This window comes from Pseudoalteromonas denitrificans DSM 6059 (assembly GCF_900112265.1).
GTDB lineage: Bacteria > Pseudomonadota > Gammaproteobacteria > Enterobacterales > Alteromonadaceae > Pseudoalteromonas > Pseudoalteromonas denitrificans.
On sequence record NZ_FOLO01000009.1, the window covers coordinates 59,940 to 85,327 of the forward strand.

The following is a 25,388-nucleotide window of genomic DNA, read 5'->3' on the forward strand; positions in this document are numbered from 1 at the left end:
CTGAATCGCTATTTGATAATTAATGTTGTCCATTTCAGTTTTTAGCTAAATAGTCTTGGATTGTAGTTAAGAATTCATGCCCATATTTGGTTAATTTGGTGAAACCTATTCCGGAGACTTTCAAGAACTCTGAATCGCTATTTGATAATTAATGTTGCCCATTTCAGTTTTTAGCTAAATAGTCTTGGATTGTAGTTAAGAATTCATGTCCATATTTGGTTAATTTGGTGAAGCCTACTCCAGAGGCCTTCAAAAACTCAGAATCGCTATTTGATTATTAATGGTGTCCATTTCAGTTTTTAGCTAAATAGTCTTGGATTGTAGTTAAGAATTCATGTCCATATTTGGTTAATTTGGTGAAACCTACTCCGGAGACTTTCAAAAACTCTGAGTCGTTAGTTGGTAATTTTTGAGCCATTTCTGCTAAACTTGCATCATTAAAGACGACATAAGGTGGTAAGTTTTCATTATCTGCAATCGTTTTTCTTAAAGCGCGTAACTTAGCAAATAACTGTTTGTCATAATTAAATCGAGCAAGTTTATCTTTATATACATGTTTTGCATTTAATCTAGGTTCTGCAAGCTTTAGGGAATATTCACTTTTAAGAATTGGTCTTGCGGCTTCAGTTAAGCGAAGTATCGATCCTAAAGTAATGTCTTGACGCAATAAGCCTTGATGCACTAATTGGCGTAAAATACTTAACCAATATTCTTGAGATTGCTCTTTACCTATGCCAAAAATGGATAGTTCATGATGGTTGTTATCACGGATCCTAGCTGTATTCGCTCCTCTTAATAGCTCAACAATATAACCCATGCCAAACCTTTGATCTGAACGATATACGGATGAGAGTGCTTTTTGTGCTACTACAGTACCATCAAATTGCTTTGGTGGGTCGAGGCAGATATCACAGTTTCCACAAGCTTCTCTTTGATATTCTGAAAAATAATTTAATAAAATTTGTCTGCGGCAAGTTGGGGCCTGAGCAAAGTTTGCCATAGCACTGAATCTTTGCTCTTCAACTTTTCTTCTTTGTTCATCTTGAATATCTTCAAAAAAGCGTCTTACACGAGGGATGTCTGCGGGATCAAAATATAAGATAGCTTCCGCCGCTAATCCGTCTCGACCAGCACGGCCAGTTTCTTGATAATACGACTCAATATTTTTTGGAATATCATAGTGCACAACAAATCTAACATTTGGTTTGTTGATCCCCATACCAAATGCAACTGTAGCAACAACAATGTGAATATCATCTCGAGAAAATGCAGTTTGTACAAACTCTCTTTTTTCGTTTTCCATTCCTGCATGATAGGCCGCTGCGTTATATCCTGCATCTGATAACTTAGCTGCAATATCATCAACACGTTTGCGACTTGTACAATATATAATACCGCTTTGACCTTTTTGCTGGCGTAAATATCGTAAGAGCTGTGATAAAGGTTTAAATTTTTCTTCTAAAGTGTAACGAATATTAGGTCTGTCAAAGCTACCTGTATGGATATGAGGTGATGTTAAACCTAATTGGATTACAATATCTTGTCGGGTCGCAGTGTCTGCAGTGGCTGTTAGAGCCATCATTGGAATATTTTGAAAATATTGTTTGAGTTGTTGCAGACGACAATAGTGAGGTCTGAAGTCATGACCCCAATGAGAAACACAATGTGCTTCATCTATGGCAAATAAACTGATATCTAAATGCCTTATGCGTTCTAAAAAAGCGCTTTGTAAAATACGTTCTGGTGCAACGTATAGGAGTTTTATTTCTGCTTTATATAATTGCTGAAATATTTGCTGCTGTTCTTCGTAGGTTTGGCTTTGATTTATATAAGCTGCAGCAACTCCAACAGCTTTAAGTTGTGCAACCTGATCTTGCATGAGTGAAATTAAAGGAGAAATAACAATTGTTAAGCCAGGCATTAATAAAGCGGGTATTTGATAGCATAAAGATTTTCCGCCGCCTGTAGGCATTAAAACTAAGGTATCTTGGCCTTGCATTGCGGCTTCAATAACAACATCTTGACCAATTCTAAAGTTATCATAACCAAAAACTTGTTTTAATACGTCTTTTGCCGATTGCTGGGGGTTTAATAGTGTTTCAACTTTTTGCTGTTCACTCATTTATAAGTCTGGTCAATTGATATCAAAATATGCATTTTTGTATTTTAAAGTCTTTTAGTTTGATTGTCTTTAAGCGAATTAATTTATCTGGTTATTTCTTAGTTCGTTTTAACACTATCCAAAGCTGGGGGGGATCATATATTATTCGCTCCTAATTGAGTGGATGTGAAAAATTTATGACAAATGAACAACAAAAGCAGGGTATATATTATGCGCTGGCTGCTTTTATTATGTGGGGTTTAGCCCCTATTTATTTTAAGTTAATAGATTCAATTGATGCGTTAGAAATTTTAGCTCATCGTGTTGTATGGTCATTTGTTTTTATATTAATCATCATAGCAATAAAGAAAAATTGGCAAAAAGTCCGAGTAATATTAAAGAAACCAAAATTAATGTTGATGTTACTGTTAACTTCTACTTTGCTTGGTTTTAATTGGGGATTATTTATATGGGCAGTTAATAGTGGTCATATGTTAGATACCAGCTTAGGGTATTACATAAATCCTTTATTTAATGTTCTATTAGGTATTTTCTTTTTAGGAGAGCGATTAAGATTATTTCAAGGTATTGCTGTTGGGCTTGCTGTTGCTGGTGTTTTAATTCAAGTTATCAATTTTGGTTCTGTACCTATCATTTCTTTAGGTTTGGCAACGTCTTTTGCTATTTATGGTTTATTAAGAAAAAAAATGGCCGTTGAATCTTTACCAGGCTTATTATTAGAGTCTCTTATTCTAGTACCGCTTGCACTCATTTATTGGTTTTTTTATGTCGATTCATCTTCGGCAAACTTAATGAATAATAATTGGCAGCTTAATCTTTTATTGGTCAGTGCGGGTATTGTAACAACTTTACCTTTACTGTGTTTTACGGCTGCAGCAAAGCGTTTACAGTATTCTACATTAGGCTTTTTTCAGTACATAGGACCAAGCTTAATGTTTGTTTTAGCAGTTGTTTTTTACGGCGAAAGTGTTGGTGTTGAAAGGTTGTTCACATTCGGATTTATATGGGCTGCACTTGCTCTATATACGTGGGATGCCATACGAAGTAATAAAGCCGTAAAAGGTTAGTATTTATCACTGATCAGAATATTACGGCCAAATTTCTTGGCCGTATAAAGATGTTCGTCGGCTGCTTTTAATGCTTGGTCTATATTGTAATTATCTTGATAAATTAAGCCGATTGAAACAGTAAAAAAAACGTTATTTATTTTACATTTCTCTATGACTTTTCGAAAAGTTTCGAGTTGTTCTTTGGCTTTATCAAAACTTGTATTTGTAAAATATACAGAAAACTCCTCACCACCCAGTCTTGCGATAAGTTGATCATTAAAATAACGCATAAATATTTTTGCGAAACCTTTAAGTACTTCGTCACCAATATCATGCCCTAAGTTATCATTAACAGCTTTAAAATGATCTATATCTATCATAGCTAATATGCATATTTGTTTATTCTCTTCATTTATTTTTGAATTAATCTCAGCTTGTTCGAAAAAGTAGCGTCTGTTAGGTAATTTTGTTAAATAGTCACTATTTGCTTGCTGTTTTATGGTTGCGATATTATCTAGCATTTCAATATTTTGGCTTAATCGACAATAAAACTCTTCAGGAAAAAAAGGTTTTCTTAAGTAGTCATTAGCGCCATTTTTTAAAAAACGGGCTGAAACCTGATTATCTTTAGAGCTGGAAATACCAATAATTACTTTTTCGTCATTATTAAAAGTTTCTCTAATTTTACTGGTCAGTGTTATTCCATCCATTATAGGCATTTCATTATCAGTAATAATAACTTGAATATCTGAATGGCTATTTAATTGCTTTAGAGCCTGAGCACCGTCACTGGCTTGTGATACTTTATATTTATGCCGTGAAAGTAAGCTGTTTAGATGTTTTCGAGTCGCGAATGAATCTTCAACAATAAGTATCCTGACGTTGATGTTTTTTGGTAGCCTTGCGAGTTGTGTTTCTAGATAAGTAAAAGCTTGGCGGCTTTCTTTTGTAATGTAATCAACAATCGGGTAACGCAATACATATTCTCTCGTTTCATTATCAAGCTTTCCCGTCATTACAATCGTTGAGATATCTGCACCTATGGTGAAAGGTATTGCTTCCCCGTAGGGGGCATCTGGTAATACAAAATCAACAACAGAACAAAAGTATTCATTTTGTTCTATCAAGTCTATAGCCGCTGCTAGACTATTGGCAATATCTACTTCAAACCCTAGCTTTATACCGATATGTTTTTGAATTTTAGCAATCGCAGGGTTATCTTCAATAATCAGTAGTTTATTTGTCACTGCTTTCCTTTAGAAAAGATAATGTTAAATTTTATTATTGCTGTTATTTTAGTCTAGTATGGGATTTATATTATGTATGATATTTATCAAAATTAAATTTTTTGACTAGAATTAGGGAAATGTTTTCACTGTAATATTTCTGTCATCTAGTCATGACACACTACGCCCAGATTTTATAGCTACAATTTACTACTTCTGATTTATTAAGGAATTTAAAATGAAAATGGCCAAGACTGCACTTGCTATTTCTTTATTTACTTTATGCGCACAACCTGTAATGGCTGCGGATGTAACTGTTTATGGCAAAGCAAATGTTACTGTTCAATCATCTGATGAGGGTGAAGGTTCTTTCACTGAAATTAAAAGCAATGCTTCACGTTTTGGTCTTAAAGGCGGCCAAAAATTAGATGATGGTTTATCTGTTGTTTATAAACTTGAATGGCAAGTTGATCTTTCTGATGAATCTGATGAGAAAAATATTAAATCTCGTAATCAATATGTAGGCTTGAAAGGGGGGTTTGGCGAAGTTTTAATAGGTCGTAATGATACTGCTCTAAAACAATCTCAAGGAAAAATTGATTTATTTAATGATTTAGAAGCTGATTTGAAACATGTATTTAAAGGCGAAAACCGTATGGGTGATTCGATCACCTATAAAACAAAAAAAATGAATGAATTTCAGTTTATAGGTACCGTTATTGCGGAAGATTCTGCAGATGCTGATAATGGTTATTCTGCGGCTTTACTTTATGGTGATAGTAAGCTTAAAAAATCTAACCTTTTTGCCTCAATTGCGATGGACAGTGAAGTAAAAGGGTATGATACGGTTCGTGCCACAGTTCAAGGCAAACTTGGTAATGTAAAACTTGGTGCTATGCTACAAAGACAAGAAACTATCGATGATGAAAATGAAGCTGATGGTTTTGCATTAAGTGCAGCATATAGTATGGGAAAAACTGTATTTAAAGCACAGTATCAGTCGCTTGATATTGATGCGTCCAGTATTGAAAAAAATGTAGCTTCTGTCGGTATTGATTACAAGTTAGCTAAAAATACAAAGCTATTTGGTTTTTATTCTACTTTTGATACTGATTATGAAAAAGATGAAAATTACCTAGCAGTGGGTATGGAATATAAATTTTAATATCACATAAGATATAAAATAAAGGCTTCTAATTGATATTAGAGGCCTTTATTTTTTGTATTGAGCACTTAATATAGAGTAAACATCTTTGTTATGCGGTGCTTCAATATTATGTTGCTTGGCTAAATTGACTATATAACCTGAAATTGCTGAAATTTCGGTTTTATTTCCTAAGTTTAAATCCCTATTCATAGAAGAATAGTTTTGGTCTGTTGCAGCCATAACTGTATAGGCTGAATTTAAAATTTCAGGAAAGCTAAGCTTCACACCTTCTTTATTTGCTACTAAGTAAGCTTCGTATAAGAGTTGGAATATTTTTAAAGCGAACTGAGGTTGGTTAAGTGCACCATTTTTAACATTGAAAATTGCTGATAATGGGTTAATAGCAATGTTAATCATTAGCTTACGCCACAAAAGCTGTTGTATGTTTTCAGATAAAGACATATGAGGAATGCTATTAGCTAAAAATTTAAATACTGATATTTTATGCTTTATTGCAGATTGATTTATAGCGCCAAGTGAACTTGGACCTGAGCCAGTATGAATAAGTAAATTGTTATTTTTTTTAAAGGCCCCCATAGTTGTGGTTAAAAAAAATAGGCTTTGCTTTTGACTCAAAAGAGGTTCAATTTTCTCTATAGTGCCCATACCATTGTGACATAAAATAATAACTGCATTATCGGTTAATCGCGCTTTGATACTTAAAAAAGCAGTTACAACATCATAGGATTTAGTGGGGATGATCAAAAAGCTTATTTTATCTTCATGAACATTGTCGAAGGTAAGATTGATTTTTTCTATTAAATTTAACTTTTGATAACTAAAAGTGAACTCTTCTCTTTTTTTTCTTTGACATAAAGTCACTAAGTTATTTGATTTATTTGCCAAATAATAACTTAATAATAACCCAATCGCTCCTTTACCTATGATATGAATACGTGAAGGGGTCATGCTTGTTTTAAATTGCTTTTTTTGCATTTTTTTGCCAAAGCCAAAAGCTACTGAAATAAAAAGCAACACCAAATGCATCAGCTATTAAGTCTGCAAAGGAGCCATCTCTATGTGGCAATATACTTTGCATTATTTCAATTCCCGCGCCATAACTTATTAATAAAAGTATATGTATCCAGGTTGGTGCCTTGAATGCACGCTGCATTACACCTGCTAATATAAAAAAAATACCAAAGTGAGCAATTTTATCAATATGTGGAAAAAGTTGTGCAATACCTTTTACTTCTTTGGCAAATAAAACAGTGCAGATAATTAATATTGATAAAAAGAGCACTTTATACAAACGACGTGTCACACACTATTCCATGAAAATTTATAAGAAATTTGATTATATCAAACAAAATATATGAAAGCTTTGTTCAATGTATAAGTCATAGGTATAATTGCTGAAATTATATGATTTAAATAAATTTTTTGGAGATAATCATGCCTTCTTTTGACATAGTATCTGAAGTTGAAATGACTGAAGCTTTAAATTCAGTTGATAATGCTAACCGTGAGTTAGAAACACGCTATGATTTTCGTGGTGTTGAAGCGTCATTTAAATTAACGAAAGAAACGATACTAATGAAAGCGGATGCTGAATTTCAATTAACACAAATGTTTGAAATTTTAGCAAGTAAAGCCGTTAAACGCGGCTTAGATGTCAAAAGCTTTGAATTAGAAGATGTCGTTCATACTGGAAAAACGTATAGCCAGGAAGTAACGATTAAACAGGGCATTGAAAAAGAGATGGCAAAAACAATTGTGAAAACAATTAAAGACGCTAAATTAAAAGTGCAATCAGCTATTCAAGGTGAAGAGGTACGAGTAACAGGTAAAAAGCGTGATGATTTACAAGAAGTAATGCAGCTTATACGTACCAGTGAATTAGGTCAGCCATTCCAGTTTAAGAATTTTAGAGATTAATAGTTAGCATGTTGCGAGTTAGTCGGTTTTATTTAATTCTCTAATTCTCTAATTCTCTAATTCTCTAATTCGCATTATTGCTTAAACAAGTTCCATATTTATAATCATTTCTATTTAATCAGCCATCCAAACGTCCGTTGACTTTTAACTCTAACCTCCTCACAATATGCGCCATTATTACCTGATATATTTTTAATAAATCAAAAGGTACTAATTCAAGGTGCTGTTTACGCATTTAAATATATTTAGGGCGATAGATATTATTTAAATTTTCAATTTTGATTTAGGTAAACAGATAATCGGGAAGTTGGTGATGTAAATAGCTAGGACGTTATTTAAATCCAACGCTGCCCCCGCAACGGTGATATATAGGTTTAAAACCAATATTCAGCCCGGAGACCGGCCTTGTTCATATTCATGCGTTTGTATAATAAAGGCATGAATAAATTTAGTTTATAAAACTCATACATATTTTATTTGTGCGGTGGGCACAATGGAGCAAACATGTTCAACAAATCTAAAACAGCATTAGCTGTTGTATCTGCGATCTCTTTATTCACACCTTCAGTGGCTTTAGCCCAAAATACGCAATTTGAAGAAAACCTAGAGCATATTACGGTAACTGCGAATCGTATATCTCAATCTATAGCTAATACATTGGCAAGTGTGTCTGTAATTAATCGCGCAGATATCGATGCAAGTAACGCTAGAGATTTAGTGTCTTTACTAAATAGCCAAGCTGGTATTCAAATTGATCGTAAAGGTGGTTTTGGGCAAACAAGCTCGGTTTTACTTCGTGGTTCACAAACAAAGCATAGCCTAATTTTGGTTGATGGCATTCGAATTGGCTCTGCGACATTAGGTTATAAAAATATTTCTAACCTACCACTTAATGCTGTTGAGCGTGTTGAAATTGTAAAAGGATCGCGTGCTGCGCAATATGGCTCTGATGCAATTGCAGGTGTAATAAATGTTATTACACGTAAAAATGAAAGTGCTCGGCTTTCAGTAACTGCGGGTAAAAATAATTATAAAAATATTCAAGCAACAAAAACTATCAATACAGAAAGCTTAACTTTATCTATAAATGCGGGTTATGAAAAAACAGATGGTTTTGATGCCGTTGAAAGGTTTGACGAAGATAGTGATGGCTATAAAAATTTAAACTTAGGCATTAACTTAGATTTTTCTTTAAATGAAATAGGTCAACTTTCTCTAGTTGGGCAATATAGTGAAGGTGAAACTGAATTTGATGTTAGTTCTGGTAATGACTTTGTTGAGTTTGAAAACTATTTTGCAAAACTTGGTTGGAATAAAACATACCAAGATATAAATCATAATATTGATTTTTCGCTGTCGCAAGATAGTGATTTGAATCAGCATGGTATAGATTGGCAAGGTAAATCTGCTGCTGATACTCAATATGAAACTGATAGAGTACAAATTGACTATTTAGGACAATATCAATATTCCAGTGCGCTATCTTTCAATGGGGGGATAAATTGGTATGAAGAAGATGTCAGTGAAACAACTGCTCAGTATGATAAGCAATCACGTGATGTATTTGCTATTTTTGTTGGCGCTTATTTTAATGATGAAAACTACTTAGCAAACCTATCCCTTAGAAATGACGATGATGAACAGTATGGTAATGAGCTTACTTATAATCTAGCATTAGGTATGCACCTTAATGAAAAAGCAACTTTTAGATTGAGCCGTAATACAGGTTTTAAAGCGCCAAGTTTTAATGATTTGTACTTCCCAGGGTCTGGAAATTCTGAATTAAACCCTGAAGAATCAGTAAATCATGAGGTTGGTTTGCGTATTGATTTGATTAAAGCCAGTTTTGATGTTGCAGTATTCAACAATGAAGTTAAAAACTTAATTGAATGGGCTCCCGCTCCGACAGTGGAAAAGCCTGGGAGGTGGTTACCGTCTAATATTGGATCGGCCACTATGCAAGGTATTGAGTTAAGTGCAAGCTATCAAGTTTTTGGTTTAAATAATGATATTAATTTTACTTATACGGATGCCGAAAATGAAGTGACAGGTGCAAATTTAGCGAATCAATCAGATAAAGTATTTAATTGGGCGATAGCTAAAGACTGGCAACAAATAAGTGTTTCACTTGACTTCCAATATCGTTCAAGTCGTCCTGGTAAATATTATAATTCTGATTTTAGCGTAAATAAATTAAGTGCTTACACTTTATGGAATTTAGCAACGAGTTATCAAATAAATGATGATTTGTCAGTTAAAATGAGAGTTGAAAACTTATTTGATAAAGAATATCAAGCTTCTGAAGCTGCTCAAGATTGGAGTACATCTGAGATATCTTATTATAAAACTGCAGAACGTCACTTATTTGTAGGCGTTGACTACAACTTTTAATTAAGTAAAAACGCCAAAAAAGGAGTGCATTGCACTCCTTTTTATTTTGTAATTTTCAGCGATGCTAAGCTTTAAGTTGCTTAGCTTCAAGAGTCTATTTTTTTACAAATTTAGTAAGTATAACGATACGTTGACCATCAACACGTCCTTCAATTTGCTCAGGGTTACTTGTTAAGCCAATATTTCTAACTGCAGTACCGCGTTTAGCTGTAATACTGCTACCTTTAACATCTAAATCTTTAATTAATACAACAGTATCGCCTGCTAGTAAGCGTACACCATTACTATCAATATGTTGAACGTCATCATCTTCAGCTAAGGTTTTTTCAGCCCATTTTTTTGTATCATCTTCAAGGTAAATCATATCTAATAAATCTTTAGCCCAGCCTTCTGAACTTAAGCGAGATAACATACGGTAGGCCATTACTTGAACCGCAGGGACTTGGCTCCACATGCTATCGTTTAAACAATGCCAGTGGTTTACATCGATATCAACTGTATTTTCAATCTGATCTTTACAAGTATTACATAATAATACGCACTTATCTGAATGTGCTTCAGCTACAGGCGGTACTTCATACACATTTAAGTTGTCAGTAGAGCTACATAGCTCACATTTGTTGTCATTACGTTCTAATAAAGTTTGTTCAATGCTCATCGATAGCGCTCCTGATTTTAATGCGGGTATTATACCCATGTAATATTAAGATGCGAATTTCACTAATATGAAATTAGCTAAAGTAAACTGTGATTCTAATCAAGTCTAAAGAAAGTACTTTATGATAAATTCTGTTGATGGTCCCCGATAGAAAGAGTGGTTTTACATCATGATACAAATACAGGATTTTTCGTTACAACAAGAAATAGCACCTATATGGCGTTTGGCATTTCGTTCCATGTTTTTAGCTGCAAGTGTATTTTCAATTCTGGCAATGCTCTACTGGGTTCTGTTTTTAAATGGGTATGCCTTATTACCTATGATATTGCCAACGAATGTTTGGCATGGCCATGAAATGATTTTTGGTTTTGTAGCAACAGTTGCCATCGGGTTTCTATTAACAGCCTCTCAAACTTGGACTGGCTTACGCTCTATCCATGGTAGGCCTTTAATGGTTTTATTTTTATTATGGTTTATTGCAAGAGTTGCTTTATTTCTCTCAATTAATGAAATTATTTTTTATATCGGTTTATTGGCTGAATTTTCATTTTGGTCTTATTCTATTGGTTTTTTAGCTTATTTATTAATAAAAAGTGGAAATCAACGTAACTTACTATTTATTCCTTTATTAACGATTATGTTGGTTTTAAATTTAAGTATTTTACTCAGTGGTAAATTAGGAGAGATTTTACTTGCTAAACATTTAATGAATACTGCTGTTTTGGTGTTTACTATGTTAGTTACTTTATTAGGTGGGCGTGTTATTCCGTTTTTTACGCGTAATGGTTTAAAAAATGTAGGGCTTGAAGTGAAAAATAATAATGCACCAACTTGGGTTGAGGTAATAACACCTATTTTAACTTTTATATCGGTGCTGGCTTTTTTTGGTGATTACTTCGTAGATTTAGGACGTTTTATTGCTGGGTTATTCAGCTTATGTGCCATATTGCAATTAATAAGGCTTGTATATTGGCAAGGATATAAAACATTTAGAGTGCCTTTATTATGGTCTTTGCATTTATCTTATTTTATGTTGCCTGTTGGTTTATTTGTTATGGCTCTGAGCTTTTATAATTCACAACTTTTATTTTCTGATGCGCTACATTTAATAACGATAGGCACTATGGCATTAATGATTTTAGCTATGATGTCACGTGTATCTCTTGGTCATACCGGTAGGCCTCTACACATTGATTCAATAATAGCTTGGGCATATATGTGTATTTTTATGGCTGGGGTTGTGCGGGTAAGCTTACCTTTATTTGGTGAGCACCAAATAGCTTGGGTAATGAGTGGTTTATTGTGGTCTTTTGGTTTTGGCATCTTTGTATTTCGTTATACCCCTATTTTATTAAAAGCCAGAGTAGATGGTGCAATAGGTTAATTGCTTTAAGGTATCAATAAAATATTCGGCACGGCTTATCATAATAAGGTAGACTAAGGTTGTAACTAGTAATGATCTTAGTCTTTATTTCTTAGCAGGCTATCTTTTATGGGTAAAACAAAAAATAAAATGGTAACGGATGGAGTGCAATTTGTTGCTCGCCAACCAATTTTTGATAATCAAAAAGAAATATTTGCATATGAACTTTTATACCGAGATTCAGAGGCTAATTTTTTCCCGCAACACTTAACGGATGAACAAGCTACAGGCCGTATGTTTTTTGATGCCATTCTATTACATGGTTTAAATAAGCTAACGAATAACCACACCGCATTTATCAATTTATCTACATCCGCATTAATTTTAGAATTGCCAAATCTTATCTCCGCAGACCAAGCTGTGATTGAAATTATTGAGCGTACCGAAGAGTTGGAAGAGGTCACACATTTTGTTAGCGACATGAAAAAGCAAGGTTACACCTTTGCGCTTGATGATTATGATGGAGATGAAAAATGGGAAGCTGTTTTAGAGCAGGTTGATTATATTAAGCTTGAAGTGGAAGAGCCAATAATGCGCACTATCTTGCAAGCTAAAAAATTAAAAAGAAAATATCCTAAAACAAAAATAGTGGTTGAAAGAATTGAAGATTATGTAACGTTTAAACAACTGTCAGATGCTGGAGTTGATTATTTTCAAGGGTACTTTTTTTCTAAACCTGAAATGATGAGTTTAAAAAATATAAACCCAACAAAAATGATTGTACTTGAGTTATTAAAACTTGCTTCAAAGCCTGATTTAAACTTTATGTTAGTACAAGAGAAGGTCGCGAAAGATTTAAGTTTAACTGCACGAGTTTTAAAATTAGCTAACAGTGCTTGCGGTAATAGTAATATTTTAATTAGTTCGTTAACACAGGCGATTGTTTATTTAGGTGAAGATCTGATCCGGCAATTTATCAGTGTATTAGCATTGAGTGAGTTAGGCCAAGATAAACCATCTGAATTAACTAAGTTGGGCCTGCTTAGGGCACAATTTTTAACTTTAATGTTAGAGCAATATGATACTAAAATTATAAATACTGGATACTTAGTTGGTTTAGTTTCTGTTTTAGATGCTGTGTTAGATTGCGATATGGCGGGGATAGTGGCTGATTTTAAACTCAGCAAAGCTTGTAAAGATGCTTTATTAAATGATGAAGGCATCATTGGAAAAATGCTTTATATTTGCAAGGCAATTGAATTAGATGATTGGGTTAAAATTCAAGGGCAACTCAAAAAAGGTGATGTCAATGCGAATAAGCTTGCACTTGCTTATACTCAAGCCTTATTTTATGCAGATGAGACTCTCGATGAAATAAATGAGGAGCAGTTCTAATTTGGTTGTTAGCCTTAATTTTAATTAGAGACATAAGGCTAACTCGGATTTTATAGTTTAAACATTCACTTCAATTTCATAAGAACTAAATTTTCTGATATTTATTACACCAGTATCAAAAAGTAAGTATTGCCCTTTTATCCCTTGTAGCACTCCACTTACTTCTGGATTTTTATCAAAATTAAATGAGCTGACTTTTGTTGGATATTCCGAAACTGGAAATGAAATATCTATGATATCAGCATCAAGTTTTTCAATGGCTGTTGCGCCATAAATTTCAGCAAGTTCATCAAGTTTAACCTGTATTTGAGGGATTAATTCAGCGGCCTTTATTTTAAGGTCGATATTGTCGTTATCGCCTTTTAGCATATTTCGCCAATTGGTTTTATCACTTATAAATTCAGCAAGTGCAATTTCGACTAACCCTGATTGTTGTCGTGTTTGCACTGTGAAAATAGGGAGCGCTTGCGTTGCGCCTTGATCTATCCATCTGGTAGGTACTTGACGTGTGATCCCAACCTTTAGACCTGACGTATTTGCTAAATAAACCGTATGCGGGATCATGCAGTTCTCAATACCCCATTGAGGCTCTCTACACGTGCCTTTTTCATGGTGGCATGTTTCAGGTTTCATCATGCACATGTCACAACTTGCGAGTTTACGCATACATACAAAGCAATGTCCTTGCGAATAACTTTTTTTAGTTTTTTTATGACAGTTGGAGCAAAATATATTTCCAGTATGAGTTAAAGTGAGTTTTTTCCCTATTAATGGGTTTAACGCAAGGAACTCATCTCCTACGGGTAATTGATATTCAACGGGTTGTGTGAGTGTTGATTTTAATTTTGAAAGTATGCCTTTCATATTGTGATGCCCCTCTATGTTAAGGTCGCAATATTAGCATAGGTTTTATTTATCTTGCTGGGTATAATTTTCTAGCCATTGCAAATATTGTTCGAACGGTAAAGGTTTTGAGTAATAATAACCTTGTACTAAATCGCAATGGCAGTCGGTGAGTATTTTTTCTATCTCAGCTGATTCAACCCCTTCAGCAACAACTTTTAACTTGAGACTTTTTGCCATGTCTATTGTTGTTTTTACTATAGTTTGATGACGTGTTGAATCGGCTAAATCTAAAATAAAGCTTTTATCTATTTTAAGTTCATTAAAGGGCAGTTGGGATATATAAGTTAGTGAAGAATAGCCTGTGCCATAATCATCAACAGAAACCTGTATTCCCATCACAGATAGTTTAGACATTAAGTTACTTAAGTGCTGAAAATCGCTCACCATCACGGATTCTGTTAATTCAAAGTTTAGTAAGTGGGTTGGTGTATTAAAGTGGGATAAAATATTTTTTACTTTAGATAAAAAGTTCTGCATGGCAATATCTTTACCACTAATGTTAATTGATAAACTATGTTGGTCATAACCTTTGCTTACTAAGGTATTTAATTGCTGACAAGCCGTGTTTAATACCCACATAGTTAGCTCATTTATTATACCTGTGTCTTCAGCAATGCGAATAAACATATCAGGGGAAACAAAACCATGAATTGGATGTTGCCATCGTAATAATACCTCAGAGCCATGTACAGAAGCATCCTTTAAGTTAATCTGAGGCTGATGAAATAAATGTAAATCATTGTTATGAATAGCAAGCTGTAATTCTGTTGCAAGTGTTAATTTTTGTGCAATGTTATAGGTTTCACTCATTTGATAAAAGCTCAAATTAAGACTTTCTCGTTTAGCTTGTTCTAATGCTTGAAAGGCTTTTTTGATCATAACGGTTGCAAAATGGGTGTCTTCTTGAACTGAAAAAATACCTATTTTAGTTTTTAAATCAATTAGTAAACCGCTTATTTTGATATCTTTTGAAAGTGAGTTTTGCATTTGTGTGAGCTGATTTGTTAATTCCTGAACATTAATAAATCTAGAAACTAAAACAGCGAGCACTCCATCCTTGGCTTTTGCTATTTTGATGAGAGTATCAGGTTTTTGTTCAAAATATAAAAAGTGGCTATCTAAATTAATGTAATTATTAATATCGTTAGCAATATGCGACACTAAAGCTGCGCTTTCTTCATTAGTTATATATGGCGAAATATCATTAAAATTTAAAACTTCAATTAAACAGATAGAAAATTTTCTTTTAGTATCAATAAGACTTTGCATTGTAGATTCTAAAAAGTTGAGATTCGGTAAGTGTAAATCTTGATCATGAGTTGCATTATAAAAAGCAATTTCTTTTTGGTGCCGCATTCGCTCTGCAAGCGCCATAGCCATTAAAGTTACCTCAAGAAGCACACCTATCATAAATGCATAACGTGCTAAAAAAGAGTATTCAATAATACCTGTTAGCATCATAGGTTGAATTGCAGCACCTATAATGAGTGGTAACCAGGAAATAATATAAAACTTAGCCCAATTAAAATTTGTTTTAAGCTTAGCAATAATTAATATAAAACTAACTAAGTAAAAGAAAAATAAAAAAACAAAAAATATTTGGGCTGCAATATACTCCGGAAGCCACAAAGATATTACTCCAAATAAGGTCATAATTGAGGCGTAATATATGCCAATATTATAGAGCTTGCCTTTTTCTTTATGGTAGTGGAGAAAAAATATCGCAAAAAATAAAGTACAGATAGCAACTAAATAATTAAGTGAAATAATATTTTTTTGAAAAAAGGAATGAATAAAGTCAGGCCAAAGTAAATTACCAAAACCTAATACAACCCCCATTTGCATTATTACAGATAAAATATAGCTAATATAAATCAAGTATACACTGTCTTTTATGCCAAAAAATAATACCAAATTATACAAAGCTATCATTAACATAATGCCTATAAATATACCCCATATAAGATGAGTATCTTTACTGAGCGTTAAAAAATCATGGGCTTCATAAATACGGATAGGAGTTTTTGCAACTCCTGTTGTTTTTATTTTGATAAGTAAGCGAGTTTGTTGTTTAGATGCAATATTAAACTCAAATGAAGGTAAGTTTTGCTCTGAAAGAGTCAGCTTAAAATTGAGGTCTCCCATTTTATTTTGTTTAATAATTTTTTTATTTGAATTTAACTGTACCACTTCTAATACATCTAACATTGGGTTATCAAAATGCGCAACAAGAGCGTAATTTTGAGGGGTATTATTTTTTAACTGCATATTAAGCCAGTAAGTTTGTTGGGTAAAACTCCAGGGAATATTTGATAATGGTGCCTTTATGAATAAATCAGGTTTTTTTAGTAAGTCTGTTAATGTGAGTTTATTGGAGATGTCTAAGAAGTAAGATGTATTGTTATGAATTGAATATGTTTTATCTATGGCTTTTTGGGTTGGGTCTGAAATATTAGACGTTAAGATAAATATTAACATGAGAATGACTGCTAATATAAAAAGGCTATAAAATTTTCTTTGTAAATATGGTGGTGGCATTAAATAACGAATATTTAATAAGATAATACTAAAACAGTAGCATTTTTTTGCAGGTTTGGCGTTTTAAATCATATTTAAAAGTAATGGGGGACTTAGCCCCCCCCAAAATATAACGATTTAGCTTTGCTCACGTTCAATTGCACGATATGCAATATCTGTACGGTATTCTACGCCTTTGAAGTTAACTTCTTTGATCAATTCATAGGCACCTTGTTGCGCTTCGGTTACTGTGTTACCCAGTGCCGTAGCACATAAAACACGGCCACCCGATGTAACAACTTTACCATCTACTTCTTTGGTGCCTGCATGAAATACTTTAGTACCTGCTGGGTATTCAACCTTAAGACCTGAAATTTCATCACCTTTTGGATATGAAGCCGGATAGCCTGCAGCCGCTAAAACAACACCAACAGCGGCGCGAGGGTCAAATTGGATCTCAGCTTGATCTAATTCTACACGTTCAGCTGCAAGGAGTAACTCAACTAAATCGGATTGTAAACGTAACATAATTGGCTGTGTTTCAGGGTCGCCAAAACGACAATTAAATTCGATTACTTTTGGTGTTCCATCCGCATCGATCATTAAACCAGCATATAAAAAGCCTGTATATGGGTGTCCTTCATCATGCATTCCTTGTACTGTTGGAATAATAACTTCATTCATAATGCGTTGATGAATTTCATTTGTTACAACTGGAGCTGGAGAATAGGCACCCATTCCACCTGTATTAGGGCCTTTATCTTCGTTATAAGCACGTTTGTGATCTTGGCTAGTTGCAAAGGGTAAAACATTTTTACCATCAACCATTACAATGAAAGATGCTTCTTCACCTTCAAGGAACTCTTCGATTACAACACGACTTCCCGCTTCACCAAACGCATTGCCCGCAAGCATATCGCGAATCGCGTCAATCGCTTCGTCTTCTGTCATAGCAACAATAACGCCTTTGCCAGCAGCTAAACCATCGGCTTTAATTACAATGGGTGCTCCATTGTGTTTTACATAAGCAATCGCAGGATCAATTTCAGTGAATGTTTGGTAATAACCCGTTGGTATATCATGACGAGCTAAAAAATCTTTAGTAAATGATTTTGATCCTTCTAATTGAGCTGCGCCTTTTGTTGGACCAAAAATAGCGAGCCCTTCCTCTCTGAATCTATCTACAATACCAATCACAAGAGGTGCTTCAGGACCAACAATTGTATAATCAATTGCATTTTCTTTAACAAAATGGACTAATGCGTCGATATCTTCAACACCAATTGCCACATTTTTTAATTTTGGCTCTAATGCTGTACCTGCATTACCTGGTGCGACAAAAACACTATTTACTTTAGTTGATTGAGCGGCTTTAAATGCTAAAGCATGTTCACGACCACCACTACCAATGACAAGTATGTTCATTTTTTTTCCTAATTAAGGTTTTTTAAATTTTAACGTCATGCGATCACTTTCACCTATCGCAATATATTTATTTGTATCTGTTTCACCTAATGCTAAGCGTGGTGGAAGTGTCCACACACCTTTGGCATGATCAGCGGTATCTTTAGAGTTTGCATTAATTTCACTTTTAGAAACTAGTTTAAAACCTGATTTTTGTGCTAACGATATCACCCAGCTTTCTTTAACATAACCAGAGCGTTTTGCTTTTGCAGAGTGTCTGATTTCAGGTAAACGGTGATCGACTATGCCTAAAATACCACCTGGCTTTAATGCGCTATAAAAGGCCTTAAAGGCATTTTCAACACCTTCATCGTCTCTTTGCATATACCAGTTATGTAAGTTTCTAAAAGTTAATACCATATCGGCACTTTCTTTTGGTGCAATTGCGTGATGTGTGCCAGGGTAAAATTCAGATAATTTTACTTCACTATAAATTTTATTGCCGGCTAACTTATCTTTGTAAGATTGTAATGCCCGTTGATAATATTTTACTTCTGAATCTGAAGGGAAGTTAGCCGCGTAATATTTTCCTTGTTCTTTTAAAATAGGGGCTAAAATTTCAGAATACCAGCCAGAGCCTGGCCAAATTTCAACAACAGTCATATTTGGCTTTAAACCAAAAAAGTTTAATGTTTGCTTTGGGTGTCTAAACGGGTCACGGAGTTTGTTTTGATCGCTACGTAAACTAGCGCTTGTAGCTTCACTGAGTAAGGTTTTTATATCTGTTGATTTACATGCATTTAAATTAATAGCGATAAGGAAGACAAATGCTACTTTGAAAGAGATGGGTAATAATTTCATTTTTACCTCGGGTAATTTATTTTAGCTGTTGAAAACCATGAAAATAGTAGCTAACTAATTGTATTATTATTTTTATAGCAAACAAAATTATATTTGAAAATTTATTTTGTTTGCTATAAAAACAAAAGGGCTGATAAAAATCAGCCCTTTGTATATCAATTTTTAGTGGCGAAAGTGACGCATGCCAGTAAATACCATTGCCATACCTGCTTCATCAGCTGCTGCAATGATTTCCTCATCTCGTATTGAGCCTCCAGGCTGAATAACTGCTGAAATTCCAGCTGATGCTGCAGCATCAATACCATCTCTGAATGGGAAAAAAGCATCTGATGCCATCACAGACCCTTTCACTTCAAGGTTTTCGTCCGCTGCTTTTATGCCTGCAATTTTTGCAGAATAAACACGGCTCATTTGGCCTGCACCCACACCAATAGTCATACTGTCTTTCACGTAGATAATTGCATTCGATTTAACAAATTTAGCGACTTTCCAGCTAAACATTAAATCTTTCAATTCTTGTTCTGTAGGTTGGCGTTTAGTAACGACTTTAAGATCACCCATATCTACCATACCAGTATCACGATCTTGAATTAAAACACCGCCATTAACACGTTTGATATCAACACCAGATGTTTTAGCAGACCATTGCCCGCACTCTAATAGACGAACGTTTTTCTTAGCGGCAACAATTTGAGCCGCTGCGTCTGATATTTTAGGTGCAATGATTACTTCGACAAACTGACGAGAAACAATCGCTTCAGCAGTATCCGCATCTAATTCCTGATTAAATGCAATGATGCCACCAAATGCTGATGTAGGGTCTGTTTTAAAAGCGCGTTCATAAGCCTCTAAAATATTTTCACCTTGAGCAACACCACATGGATTTGCATGTTTTACGATAACACAAGCTGGCGCTGAGAATTCTTTAACACATTCAAGTGCTGAATCTGTATCTGCAATGTTATTAAAAGATAATGCTTTACCTTGTAATTGTTTTGCAGTGGCAACTGATGCTTCTTCAATGCCATTTTCAACATAAAAAGCGGCATCTTGATGAGAGTTTTCACCGTAACGCATATCTTGCTTTTTAGTAAATTGAAAATTAATAGTACGTGGGAATTTTGAATCTGGATTGTTATTATTTTCAGCTGTTTCGTCAAGTACATGTGCTGGTACTTTTGTGCCGAAGTAGTTTGCAATCATACCGTCATATTGCGCAGTGTGTTCAAAAGCTGCAATCGCTAAATCAAAGCGTGTTTGATAAGTTGTTGAGCCTGAATTTTCATCCATTTCAGACAGTACACGGTCATAATCAGCGACATTAACTATGATAGTTACATCTTTGTTGTTTTTTGCAGCTGCGCGAACCATAGTGGGTCCACCAATATCGATATTTTCAATTGCATCTTCTAAAGAGCAATTTTCATTTGCAACAGTTTGTGCAAATGGGTAAAGGTTTACTACAACCATATCAATGGCTGAAATATTGTTTTCAGCCATAACAGCTTCATCTTGACCGCGGCGAGCGAGAATACCACCATGAATTTTAGGGTGAAGTGTTTTAACACGACCGTCCATTATTTCTGGGTGACCAGTGTGGTTTGATACTTCAGTTACTTGAATGCCATTGTCAGCTAAAAGCTTACACGTGCCACCTGTCGATAGTAGTTCAACACCTTTAGCCGAAAGTGCGCGAGCAAATTCAACAATACCGGTTTTATCTGAAACGCTTAATAATGCGCGACGTACTGGACGAAGAGTATCCATTGTAGTTTTATAACCTCTATATTGGGGTAGATTATCTTTGTATTATCATTTCAAAAATATTAAACCAAAAATCCATTATGAAATGTTTTTTGATTAACGCTTCGAAAAAATGTGCTTGTTAAATTAATCGTTAAGCTTTTTTGCTCATTCAATTTAACAAAAAAGCACCCTAGGGTGCTTTTTATGCAGTATAAACTGCGTATTTAGTTCATGCCGTACTTTTTAAGCTTCTTGCGTAGCGTGCCACGGTTGATGCCTAGTAAGATTGACGCACGAGTTTGGTTCCCACGTGTATATGTCATTACTTCTTCAAGTAGTGGCGCTTCTAGTTCAGAAAGAACAAGCTCATAAACGTCTTCAACGTCTTGACCATTAAGCTGCTTCAGGTAGTGATGAACAGCTTTTTTAACTGCATCACGTAACGGTTGCGGTTTCTCTTGTGACTGGACATGAGCGTTTGTAATAAATGGAGAAGTCACATTTTGTTCGAACATTGTCTTGTTTCTCTTTCTTAAATTGCTTGAAAATAATTATTTAGTACCGAAACTTGCTCTTGAGCTGTCTCTAGGGCATTAAATACACGCCTAAACTGTCCTTCTTTATCATGGGTTTGCAAATACCATGTAACATGTTTTCGTGCGATGCGAACTCCCATTATTTCACCGTAAAATTGATGCAGATTAACTAAATGCTCCATTAATATGCCTTCTACCTCAACCATTTCTGGTTTAGGTAAAAATTTACCAGTTTGTAAATAATGTGCAGTTTCCCTGAAAATCCAAGGTCTGCCTTGAGCCGCTCGACCTATCATGACGGCATCTGCTCCCGTGTAGTCCAAAACCTGCTTTGCTTTTATTGGTGAACTTATATCACCGTTGGCAACAATAGGTATGGACACTGAACTTTTTATATCCCTAATGGTGTCGTATTCTGCTTCACCTTTATACATACAAGCTCTTGTTCGACCATGTACGGCTAAAGATGCGATCCCATTTTGTTCAGCTATTTTTGCAATTTCAACGCCATTACGATTATCGGTATTCCAACCTGTTCGAATTTTTAAAGTAACAGGTACATCAACAGCATTCACTACTGATTTAACTATTTTCTCTACTAAACCCGGATCTTGTAATAATGCTGAACCCGCAAGTTTTTTATTCACTTTTTTGGCTGGACACCCCATGTTGATATCAACAATTTGAGCGCCATTAGCCACATTCAATTGTGCTGCCTGTGCCATTAATGTTGGATCAGCCCCTGCAATTTGTACTGCACGGATCCCTGACTCTCCACTATGGTCCATACGGTTCATAGATTTCTCTGTGTTCCATACTTTTGGATTTGACGATAACATTTCAGATACAGCTAAACCTGCGCCAAGGCGTCGGCAAAGTTGTCTAAAAGGTCTGTCTGTTACACCTGCCATTGGCGCAACTATGACATTGTTTTCCAGTTTATAAGGGCCTATCTGCACTTTATTTATGGCTCACCATTCAAGGGGCGCTAATTCTACTTTTTTTTCAGCAAAAATCAAAGGTTATATTTTGAACAAAAGTGCTTTTTTTTGAACTTTCTCTATTGACTTTTTATAAGCTCAAGGAAATTGATTTGTTTTTGTTTATATGGCATATAAATTCAGTGAATTTAATGTGTTCACTAGGAAGTGAACAAGTTTACGAAAGTTAAAATAATTTTAATTTAGTGACAATATTTGTTATTTTCAGAACTTGGTTAAGGCATTAAATAAATTAATGCCTAGTATTTCGCGCTTGTATACTAAAAAATGAAGCTTATTTATTTTTTATTCCACTAACTCTTACCCATTCACCATCAATTTCAACTGGGGCTATTTTGGCATGCTCTTGATACACATCTACTACAGATTGTGCCTGCTCTTTTAAAATGCCTGACAGGGCAAACTCTGCTGTTGACTTGCCTAATCCAAGTATAATTTGATGCAATTCTCTCAACGGTGCTGCAAGAATATTAGCTATAAGTATATCGGCTTTAAAATCAGGTTGATTTTTTGGTAAGTAGACTTCTAATTGATTTTTTACGCCATTACGCTGTGCATTATCTAGGCTTGCATCAAGTGCTTGTTGATCTATATCAATACCAATAACACGCTTAGCACCGAGTTTAATTGCTGCAATACCTAAAATTCCTGAACCACAACCAAAATCGACTACAGTTTTATCTGTTAAGTCTAAAGATTCTAACCATTTTAAACACAATGCTGTAGTGGCATGTGTGCCAGTACCAAAAGCAAGACCTGGATCTAACATAACATTAACCGCTGAAGGATCTGGAACATCACGCCAACTTGGACAGATCCATAAACGTTCACCAAATTTAATTGGGTGAAAATTTTCCATCCATTCACGTTCCCAATCTTTATCTTCAAGTTGTTCTATTTTGTAATTAAAATTGTTTTGCAATTCAGGTTTCTGTTCTAGGTGTTTAACTACTTTTTGCATATCATGGCTTGCATCAAATAAACCGATAATTGTAGTTTGTGCCCAAAAAATAACTTCACCAGGTTTTGGTTCATATACTGGGTTATTTTCTGAGTCCATAAAAGTAACAGAGGCACTGCCTGCTTCAACCAAATAATCACTAATAGCATCAGCAGTCGTTTTTGTTGCAGGTATACGGATTTGGATCCACGCCATGAGATCATCCTCATTTAAATTTAAGTTATTAAAAAAGGCCGCATGAGCGGCCTTTCATATTAGTTAACCTCGAATAGGTTACTAACCTTTAACGTCTAAGAAACTCTTAAGTAAGTCAGAACGTGAAGGGTGACGTAATTTACGTAATGCTTTTGCTTCAATTTGACGTATACGTTCACGTGTTACATCAAATTGTTTACCAACTTCTTCCAAAGTATGATCAGTATTCATATCAATACCAAAACGCATTCTTAATACTTTAGCTTCTCGGGCTGTAAGACCTGATAAAACATCTAAAGTTGCGCCTTTTAAGCTTTCCATCGTAGCAGCGTCAATTGGAGATTCGATTGTTGAATCTTCAATAAAGTCACCTAGATGTGAATCTTCATCATCACCTATAGGTGTTTCCATTGAAATTGGCTCTTTTGCTATTTTTAATACCTTACGAATTTTATCTTCAGGCATTAACATACGCTCTGCTAACTCTTCTGGATTCGGCTCTCTTCCCATTTCTTGTAACATTTGACGTGAAATACGGTTAAGTTTATTAATCGTTTCAATCATATGCACAGGAATACGAATAGTGCGAGCCTGATCCGCAATAGAGCGTGTGATAGCCTGACGGATCCACCACGTAGCATAAGTTGAAAACTTGTAACCTCGACGGTATTCAAATTTATCAACAGCTTTCATCAGACCTATGTTACCTTCTTGAATTAAATCAAGGAACTGTAAACCACGGTTGGTATATTTTTTAGCAATTGAAATAACAAGACGTAAATTTGCTTCAACCATTTCTTTCTTTGCACGACGAGCTTTTGCTTCACCAATACTCATTCTACGGTTGATATCTTTTATATTCGAAATCGATAAACCACAGTTTTGTTCAATAATATGGAGCTTTTTAATGCAACGGCCAATATCACCTTCACATTCAGCAAGCTTATCTGAATACGACTCACCAAGTGCAACTTCGAATTTTAACCAAGCATTATTGGTTTCATTATTTACAAAATGCTTTACAAAAGTTTTCTTTGGCATTTTTGAGTATTGAACTGCATGCTTCATCACAAGGCGTTCTTGTACTCGAACCTTGTCCATGGTTTCACGCATGTTATTTACTAAGCGATCAAACTGTTTTGGTATAAGTTTGAAAGTTTGAAATAATTCAGCAATTTCAGCAAAAGCAGCTTTAGTATCAGCATGCTCACGACCTTTTTCTTCTATTATCAAACGTGCTTTTGTATTTAAATCTCTTAAATTCTCAAAGTTTTCACGTGCAAGTTCAGGACAAGGACCTGTATCTATTTCTTCTTCATCCTCATCATCGCTTTCACCATCTTCATCTTTTAATTCTTCATTACTTAATGCTGAACCTATATGAGTAGCTTGAATTGCAATTTCGTCAGCGTCTGGATCAATAAAACCATTGATAATATCACTTAGGCGAATTTCTTCAGCTTCAAATTTATCCCAAAGATCTAAAAGGTACGTAATTGTTTCAGGGTATTCAGCAACAGAAATTTGAACCTGGTTTATACCATCTTCAATGCGTTTAGCGATGACAATTTCACCTTCACGCGTTAAAAGTTCTACGGTACCCATTTCACGCATGTACATACGTACAGGATCTGTTGTACGACCAATTTCTTTGTCTACCGTAGCAAGCGCGGCAGCAGCTGCTTCAGCAGCATCTTCATCGGTTGTTGTTTCTTGCATCATAAGATCATCGGCATCAGGTGCATTTTCGCTAACCTTTATACCCATGTCATTAATCATGCTGATGATATCTTCAACTTGATCAGAGTCGATGATGTCCTGTGGAAGGTGATCATTCACTTGCGAGAATGTTAAATAACCTTGTTCTTTACCTTTTTGTATGAGGAGTTTTAGCTGAGACTGAGGACTTTGCTCCATAGAGATTTTCTCTTCCACTTAGATAGGTTGATGCGTCTGGCGCTCGTTAGAATTA

Annotated in this window: 20 protein-coding genes and 1 riboswitch; of the genes, 6 read left to right on the top strand and 14 right to left on the bottom strand. The window is 34.8% G+C overall.

What is annotated here, in order from left to right; translation table 11 throughout:
* Nucleotides 1–292: 292 nt before the first annotated feature.
* Nucleotides 293–2,122, bottom strand: a complete 1,830-nt coding sequence (recQ, locus tag BM088_RS08205; RefSeq protein WP_091982637.1) for a DNA helicase RecQ — start codon at nt 2,120–2,122, stop codon at nt 293–295.
* 176 nt (nt 2,123–2,298) lie between these two features.
* Here recQ and rarD point away from each other — a divergent pair, with 176 nt between their 5' ends.
* Nucleotides 2,299–3,189 (top strand): EamA family transporter RarD, encoded by an 891-nt coding sequence (rarD, locus tag BM088_RS08210; protein WP_091982639.1) that lies wholly within the window; start codon nt 2,299–2,301, stop codon nt 3,187–3,189.
* On the opposite strand, the gene BM088_RS08215 is transcribed toward rarD, so the two are convergent.
* Nucleotides 3,186–4,418, bottom strand: coding sequence for a response regulator (locus BM088_RS08215; RefSeq protein ID WP_091982640.1), 1,233 nt, complete (start codon nt 4,416–4,418; stop codon nt 3,186–3,188). The two genes, rarD and BM088_RS08215, sit on opposite strands and share 4 nt — an antisense overlap.
* A gap of 217 nt (nt 4,419–4,635) precedes the next feature.
* Between BM088_RS08215 and BM088_RS08220 the strand changes: the two genes are divergently transcribed.
* The gene (locus BM088_RS08220) at nt 4,636–5,562 is read left to right on the top strand and encodes a porin (protein ID WP_091982642.1); all 927 of its coding nucleotides are present in this window, start codon (nt 4,636–4,638) and stop codon (nt 5,560–5,562) included.
* Between the two features lie 48 nt (nt 5,563–5,610).
* On the opposite strand, the gene BM088_RS08225 is transcribed toward BM088_RS08220, so the two are convergent.
* Entirely contained in the window at nt 5,611–6,540 is a 930-nt protein-coding gene (locus BM088_RS08225) for a ketopantoate reductase family protein (protein ID WP_177207985.1), read from the bottom strand.
* Nucleotides 6,521–6,868: a VanZ family protein gene (locus BM088_RS08230; protein ID WP_091982646.1), complete on the bottom strand. Its 348-nt coding sequence runs from the start codon at nt 6,866–6,868 to the stop codon at nt 6,521–6,523. Before BM088_RS08230 ends, BM088_RS08225 begins: the two co-directional genes overlap by 20 nt.
* A 131-nt stretch (nt 6,869–6,999) precedes the next feature.
* On the opposite strand from BM088_RS08230, the gene BM088_RS08235 reads away from it, so the two are divergent.
* A complete protein-coding gene (locus tag BM088_RS08235; protein WP_091982648.1) occupies nt 7,000–7,482 on the top strand; it encodes a YajQ family cyclic di-GMP-binding protein in 483 nt (160 codons plus the stop codon).
* A 268-nt stretch (nt 7,483–7,750) separates the two neighbouring features.
* Nucleotides 7,751–7,904, top strand: a riboswitch (cobalamin riboswitch).
* Between the two features lie 82 nt (nt 7,905–7,986).
* The gene (locus BM088_RS08240) at nt 7,987–9,873 is read left to right on the top strand and encodes a TonB-dependent receptor plug domain-containing protein (protein ID WP_091982649.1); all 1,887 of its coding nucleotides are present in this window, start codon (nt 7,987–7,989) and stop codon (nt 9,871–9,873) included.
* Between the two features lie 94 nt (nt 9,874–9,967).
* Here BM088_RS08240 and BM088_RS08245 read toward each other — a convergent pair whose 3' ends face one another.
* A complete protein-coding gene (locus BM088_RS08245) occupies nt 9,968–10,531 on the bottom strand; it encodes a PhnA domain-containing protein (protein WP_091982651.1) in 564 nt (187 codons plus the stop codon).
* A 169-nt stretch (nt 10,532–10,700) separates the two neighbouring features.
* Here BM088_RS08245 and BM088_RS08250 point away from each other — a divergent pair, with 169 nt between their 5' ends.
* Both BM088_RS08250 and BM088_RS08255 read left to right on the top strand, forming a co-directional pair.
* Nucleotides 10,701–11,915 (top strand): NnrS family protein, encoded by a 1,215-nt coding sequence (locus BM088_RS08250; protein ID WP_091982653.1) that lies wholly within the window; start codon nt 10,701–10,703, stop codon nt 11,913–11,915.
* 108 nt (nt 11,916–12,023) lie between these two features.
* Nucleotides 12,024–13,289 carry an EAL and HDOD domain-containing protein gene (locus BM088_RS08255; RefSeq protein WP_091982655.1) on the top strand — a complete coding sequence of 422 codons (1,266 nt, stop codon included), beginning with the start codon at nt 12,024–12,026 and terminating at the stop codon, nt 13,287–13,289.
* 57 nt (nt 13,290–13,346) lie between these two features.
* Here BM088_RS08255 and BM088_RS08260 read toward each other — a convergent pair whose 3' ends face one another.
* From BM088_RS08260 to rpoD, 9 genes are all read right to left on the bottom strand, one after another.
* Complete coding sequence (locus tag BM088_RS08260; RefSeq protein WP_091982657.1) at nt 13,347–14,153, bottom strand: DUF2797 domain-containing protein; 807 nt, start codon at nt 14,151–14,153, stop codon at nt 13,347–13,349.
* A gap of 45 nt (nt 14,154–14,198) precedes the next feature.
* Nucleotides 14,199–16,673 carry an EAL domain-containing protein gene (locus tag BM088_RS08265; RefSeq protein ID WP_177207986.1) on the bottom strand — a complete coding sequence of 825 codons (2,475 nt, stop codon included), beginning with the start codon at nt 16,671–16,673 and terminating at the stop codon, nt 14,199–14,201.
* Between the two features lie 177 nt (nt 16,674–16,850).
* Nucleotides 16,851–18,137 carry a phosphoribosylamine--glycine ligase gene (purD, locus tag BM088_RS08270; RefSeq protein WP_091982660.1) on the bottom strand — a complete coding sequence of 429 codons (1,287 nt, stop codon included), beginning with the start codon at nt 18,135–18,137 and terminating at the stop codon, nt 16,851–16,853.
* Nucleotides 18,138–18,149: 12 nt separating this feature from the next.
* Nucleotides 18,150–18,977 (bottom strand): class I SAM-dependent methyltransferase, encoded by an 828-nt coding sequence (locus tag BM088_RS08275; protein ID WP_091982662.1) that lies wholly within the window; start codon nt 18,975–18,977, stop codon nt 18,150–18,152.
* Nucleotides 18,978–19,139: 162 nt separating this feature from the next.
* Nucleotides 19,140–20,744, bottom strand: coding sequence for a bifunctional phosphoribosylaminoimidazolecarboxamide formyltransferase/IMP cyclohydrolase (gene purH / locus BM088_RS08280; RefSeq protein WP_091982663.1), 1,605 nt, complete (start codon nt 20,742–20,744; stop codon nt 19,140–19,142).
* Between the two features lie 203 nt (nt 20,745–20,947).
* On the bottom strand, nt 20,948–21,238 hold the full coding sequence (fis, locus tag BM088_RS08285; protein WP_042146997.1) for a DNA-binding transcriptional regulator Fis: 291 nt from the start codon (nt 21,236–21,238) through the stop codon (nt 20,948–20,950).
* A gap of 17 nt (nt 21,239–21,255) precedes the next feature.
* Nucleotides 21,256–22,218 (bottom strand): tRNA dihydrouridine synthase DusB, encoded by a 963-nt coding sequence (gene dusB / locus BM088_RS08290; protein WP_177207987.1) that lies wholly within the window; start codon nt 22,216–22,218, stop codon nt 21,256–21,258.
* Nucleotides 22,219–22,534: 316 nt separating this feature from the next.
* Nucleotides 22,535–23,416, bottom strand: a complete 882-nt coding sequence (prmA, locus tag BM088_RS08295) for a 50S ribosomal protein L11 methyltransferase (RefSeq protein ID WP_091982667.1) — start codon at nt 23,414–23,416, stop codon at nt 22,535–22,537.
* Between the two features lie 81 nt (nt 23,417–23,497).
* On the bottom strand, nt 23,498–25,333 hold the full coding sequence (gene rpoD / locus BM088_RS08300) for an RNA polymerase sigma factor RpoD (protein ID WP_091982668.1): 1,836 nt from the start codon (nt 25,331–25,333) through the stop codon (nt 23,498–23,500).
* Nucleotides 25,334–25,388 lie beyond the last annotated feature (55 nt).

What these genes read in the sequence shown, in the direction of transcription:
- recQ (WP_091982637.1), bottom strand. Translation starts at nt 2,122, where the DNA reads ATGAGTGAACAGCAAAAAGTTGAAACACTATTAAACCCCCAGCAATCG.
- rarD (WP_091982639.1), top strand. Translation starts at nt 2,299, where the DNA reads ATGACAAATGAACAACAAAAGCAGGGTATATATTATGCGCTGGCTGCT.
- BM088_RS08220 (WP_091982642.1), top strand. Translation starts at nt 4,636, where the DNA reads ATGAAAATGGCCAAGACTGCACTTGCTATTTCTTTATTTACTTTATGC.
- BM088_RS08225 (WP_177207985.1), bottom strand. Translation starts at nt 6,540, where the DNA reads ATGCAAAAAAAGCAATTTAAAACAAGCATGACCCCTTCACGTATTCAT.
- BM088_RS08235 (WP_091982648.1), top strand. Translation starts at nt 7,000, where the DNA reads ATGCCTTCTTTTGACATAGTATCTGAAGTTGAAATGACTGAAGCTTTA.
- BM088_RS08240 (WP_091982649.1), top strand. Translation starts at nt 7,987, where the DNA reads ATGTTCAACAAATCTAAAACAGCATTAGCTGTTGTATCTGCGATCTCT.
- BM088_RS08245 (WP_091982651.1), bottom strand. Translation starts at nt 10,531, where the DNA reads ATGAGCATTGAACAAACTTTATTAGAACGTAATGACAACAAATGTGAG.
- BM088_RS08250 (WP_091982653.1), top strand. Translation starts at nt 10,701, where the DNA reads ATGATACAAATACAGGATTTTTCGTTACAACAAGAAATAGCACCTATA.
- BM088_RS08255 (WP_091982655.1), top strand. Translation starts at nt 12,024, where the DNA reads ATGGGTAAAACAAAAAATAAAATGGTAACGGATGGAGTGCAATTTGTT.
- BM088_RS08260 (WP_091982657.1), bottom strand. Translation starts at nt 14,153, where the DNA reads ATGAAAGGCATACTTTCAAAATTAAAATCAACACTCACACAACCCGTT.
- BM088_RS08265 (WP_177207986.1), bottom strand. Translation starts at nt 16,673, where the DNA reads ATGTTAATATTTATCTTAACGTCTAATATTTCAGACCCAACCCAAAAA.
- purD (WP_091982660.1), bottom strand. Translation starts at nt 18,137, where the DNA reads ATGAACATACTTGTCATTGGTAGTGGTGGTCGTGAACATGCTTTAGCA.
- BM088_RS08275 (WP_091982662.1), bottom strand. Translation starts at nt 18,977, where the DNA reads ATGAAATTATTACCCATCTCTTTCAAAGTAGCATTTGTCTTCCTTATC.
- purH (WP_091982663.1), bottom strand. Translation starts at nt 20,744, where the DNA reads ATGGATACTCTTCGTCCAGTACGTCGCGCATTATTAAGCGTTTCAGAT.
- fis (WP_042146997.1), bottom strand. Translation starts at nt 21,238, where the DNA reads ATGTTCGAACAAAATGTGACTTCTCCATTTATTACAAACGCTCATGTC.
- prmA (WP_091982667.1), bottom strand. Translation starts at nt 23,416, where the DNA reads ATGGCGTGGATCCAAATCCGTATACCTGCAACAAAAACGACTGCTGAT.
- rpoD (WP_091982668.1), bottom strand. Translation starts at nt 25,333, where the DNA reads ATGGAGCAAAGTCCTCAGTCTCAGCTAAAACTCCTCATACAAAAAGGT.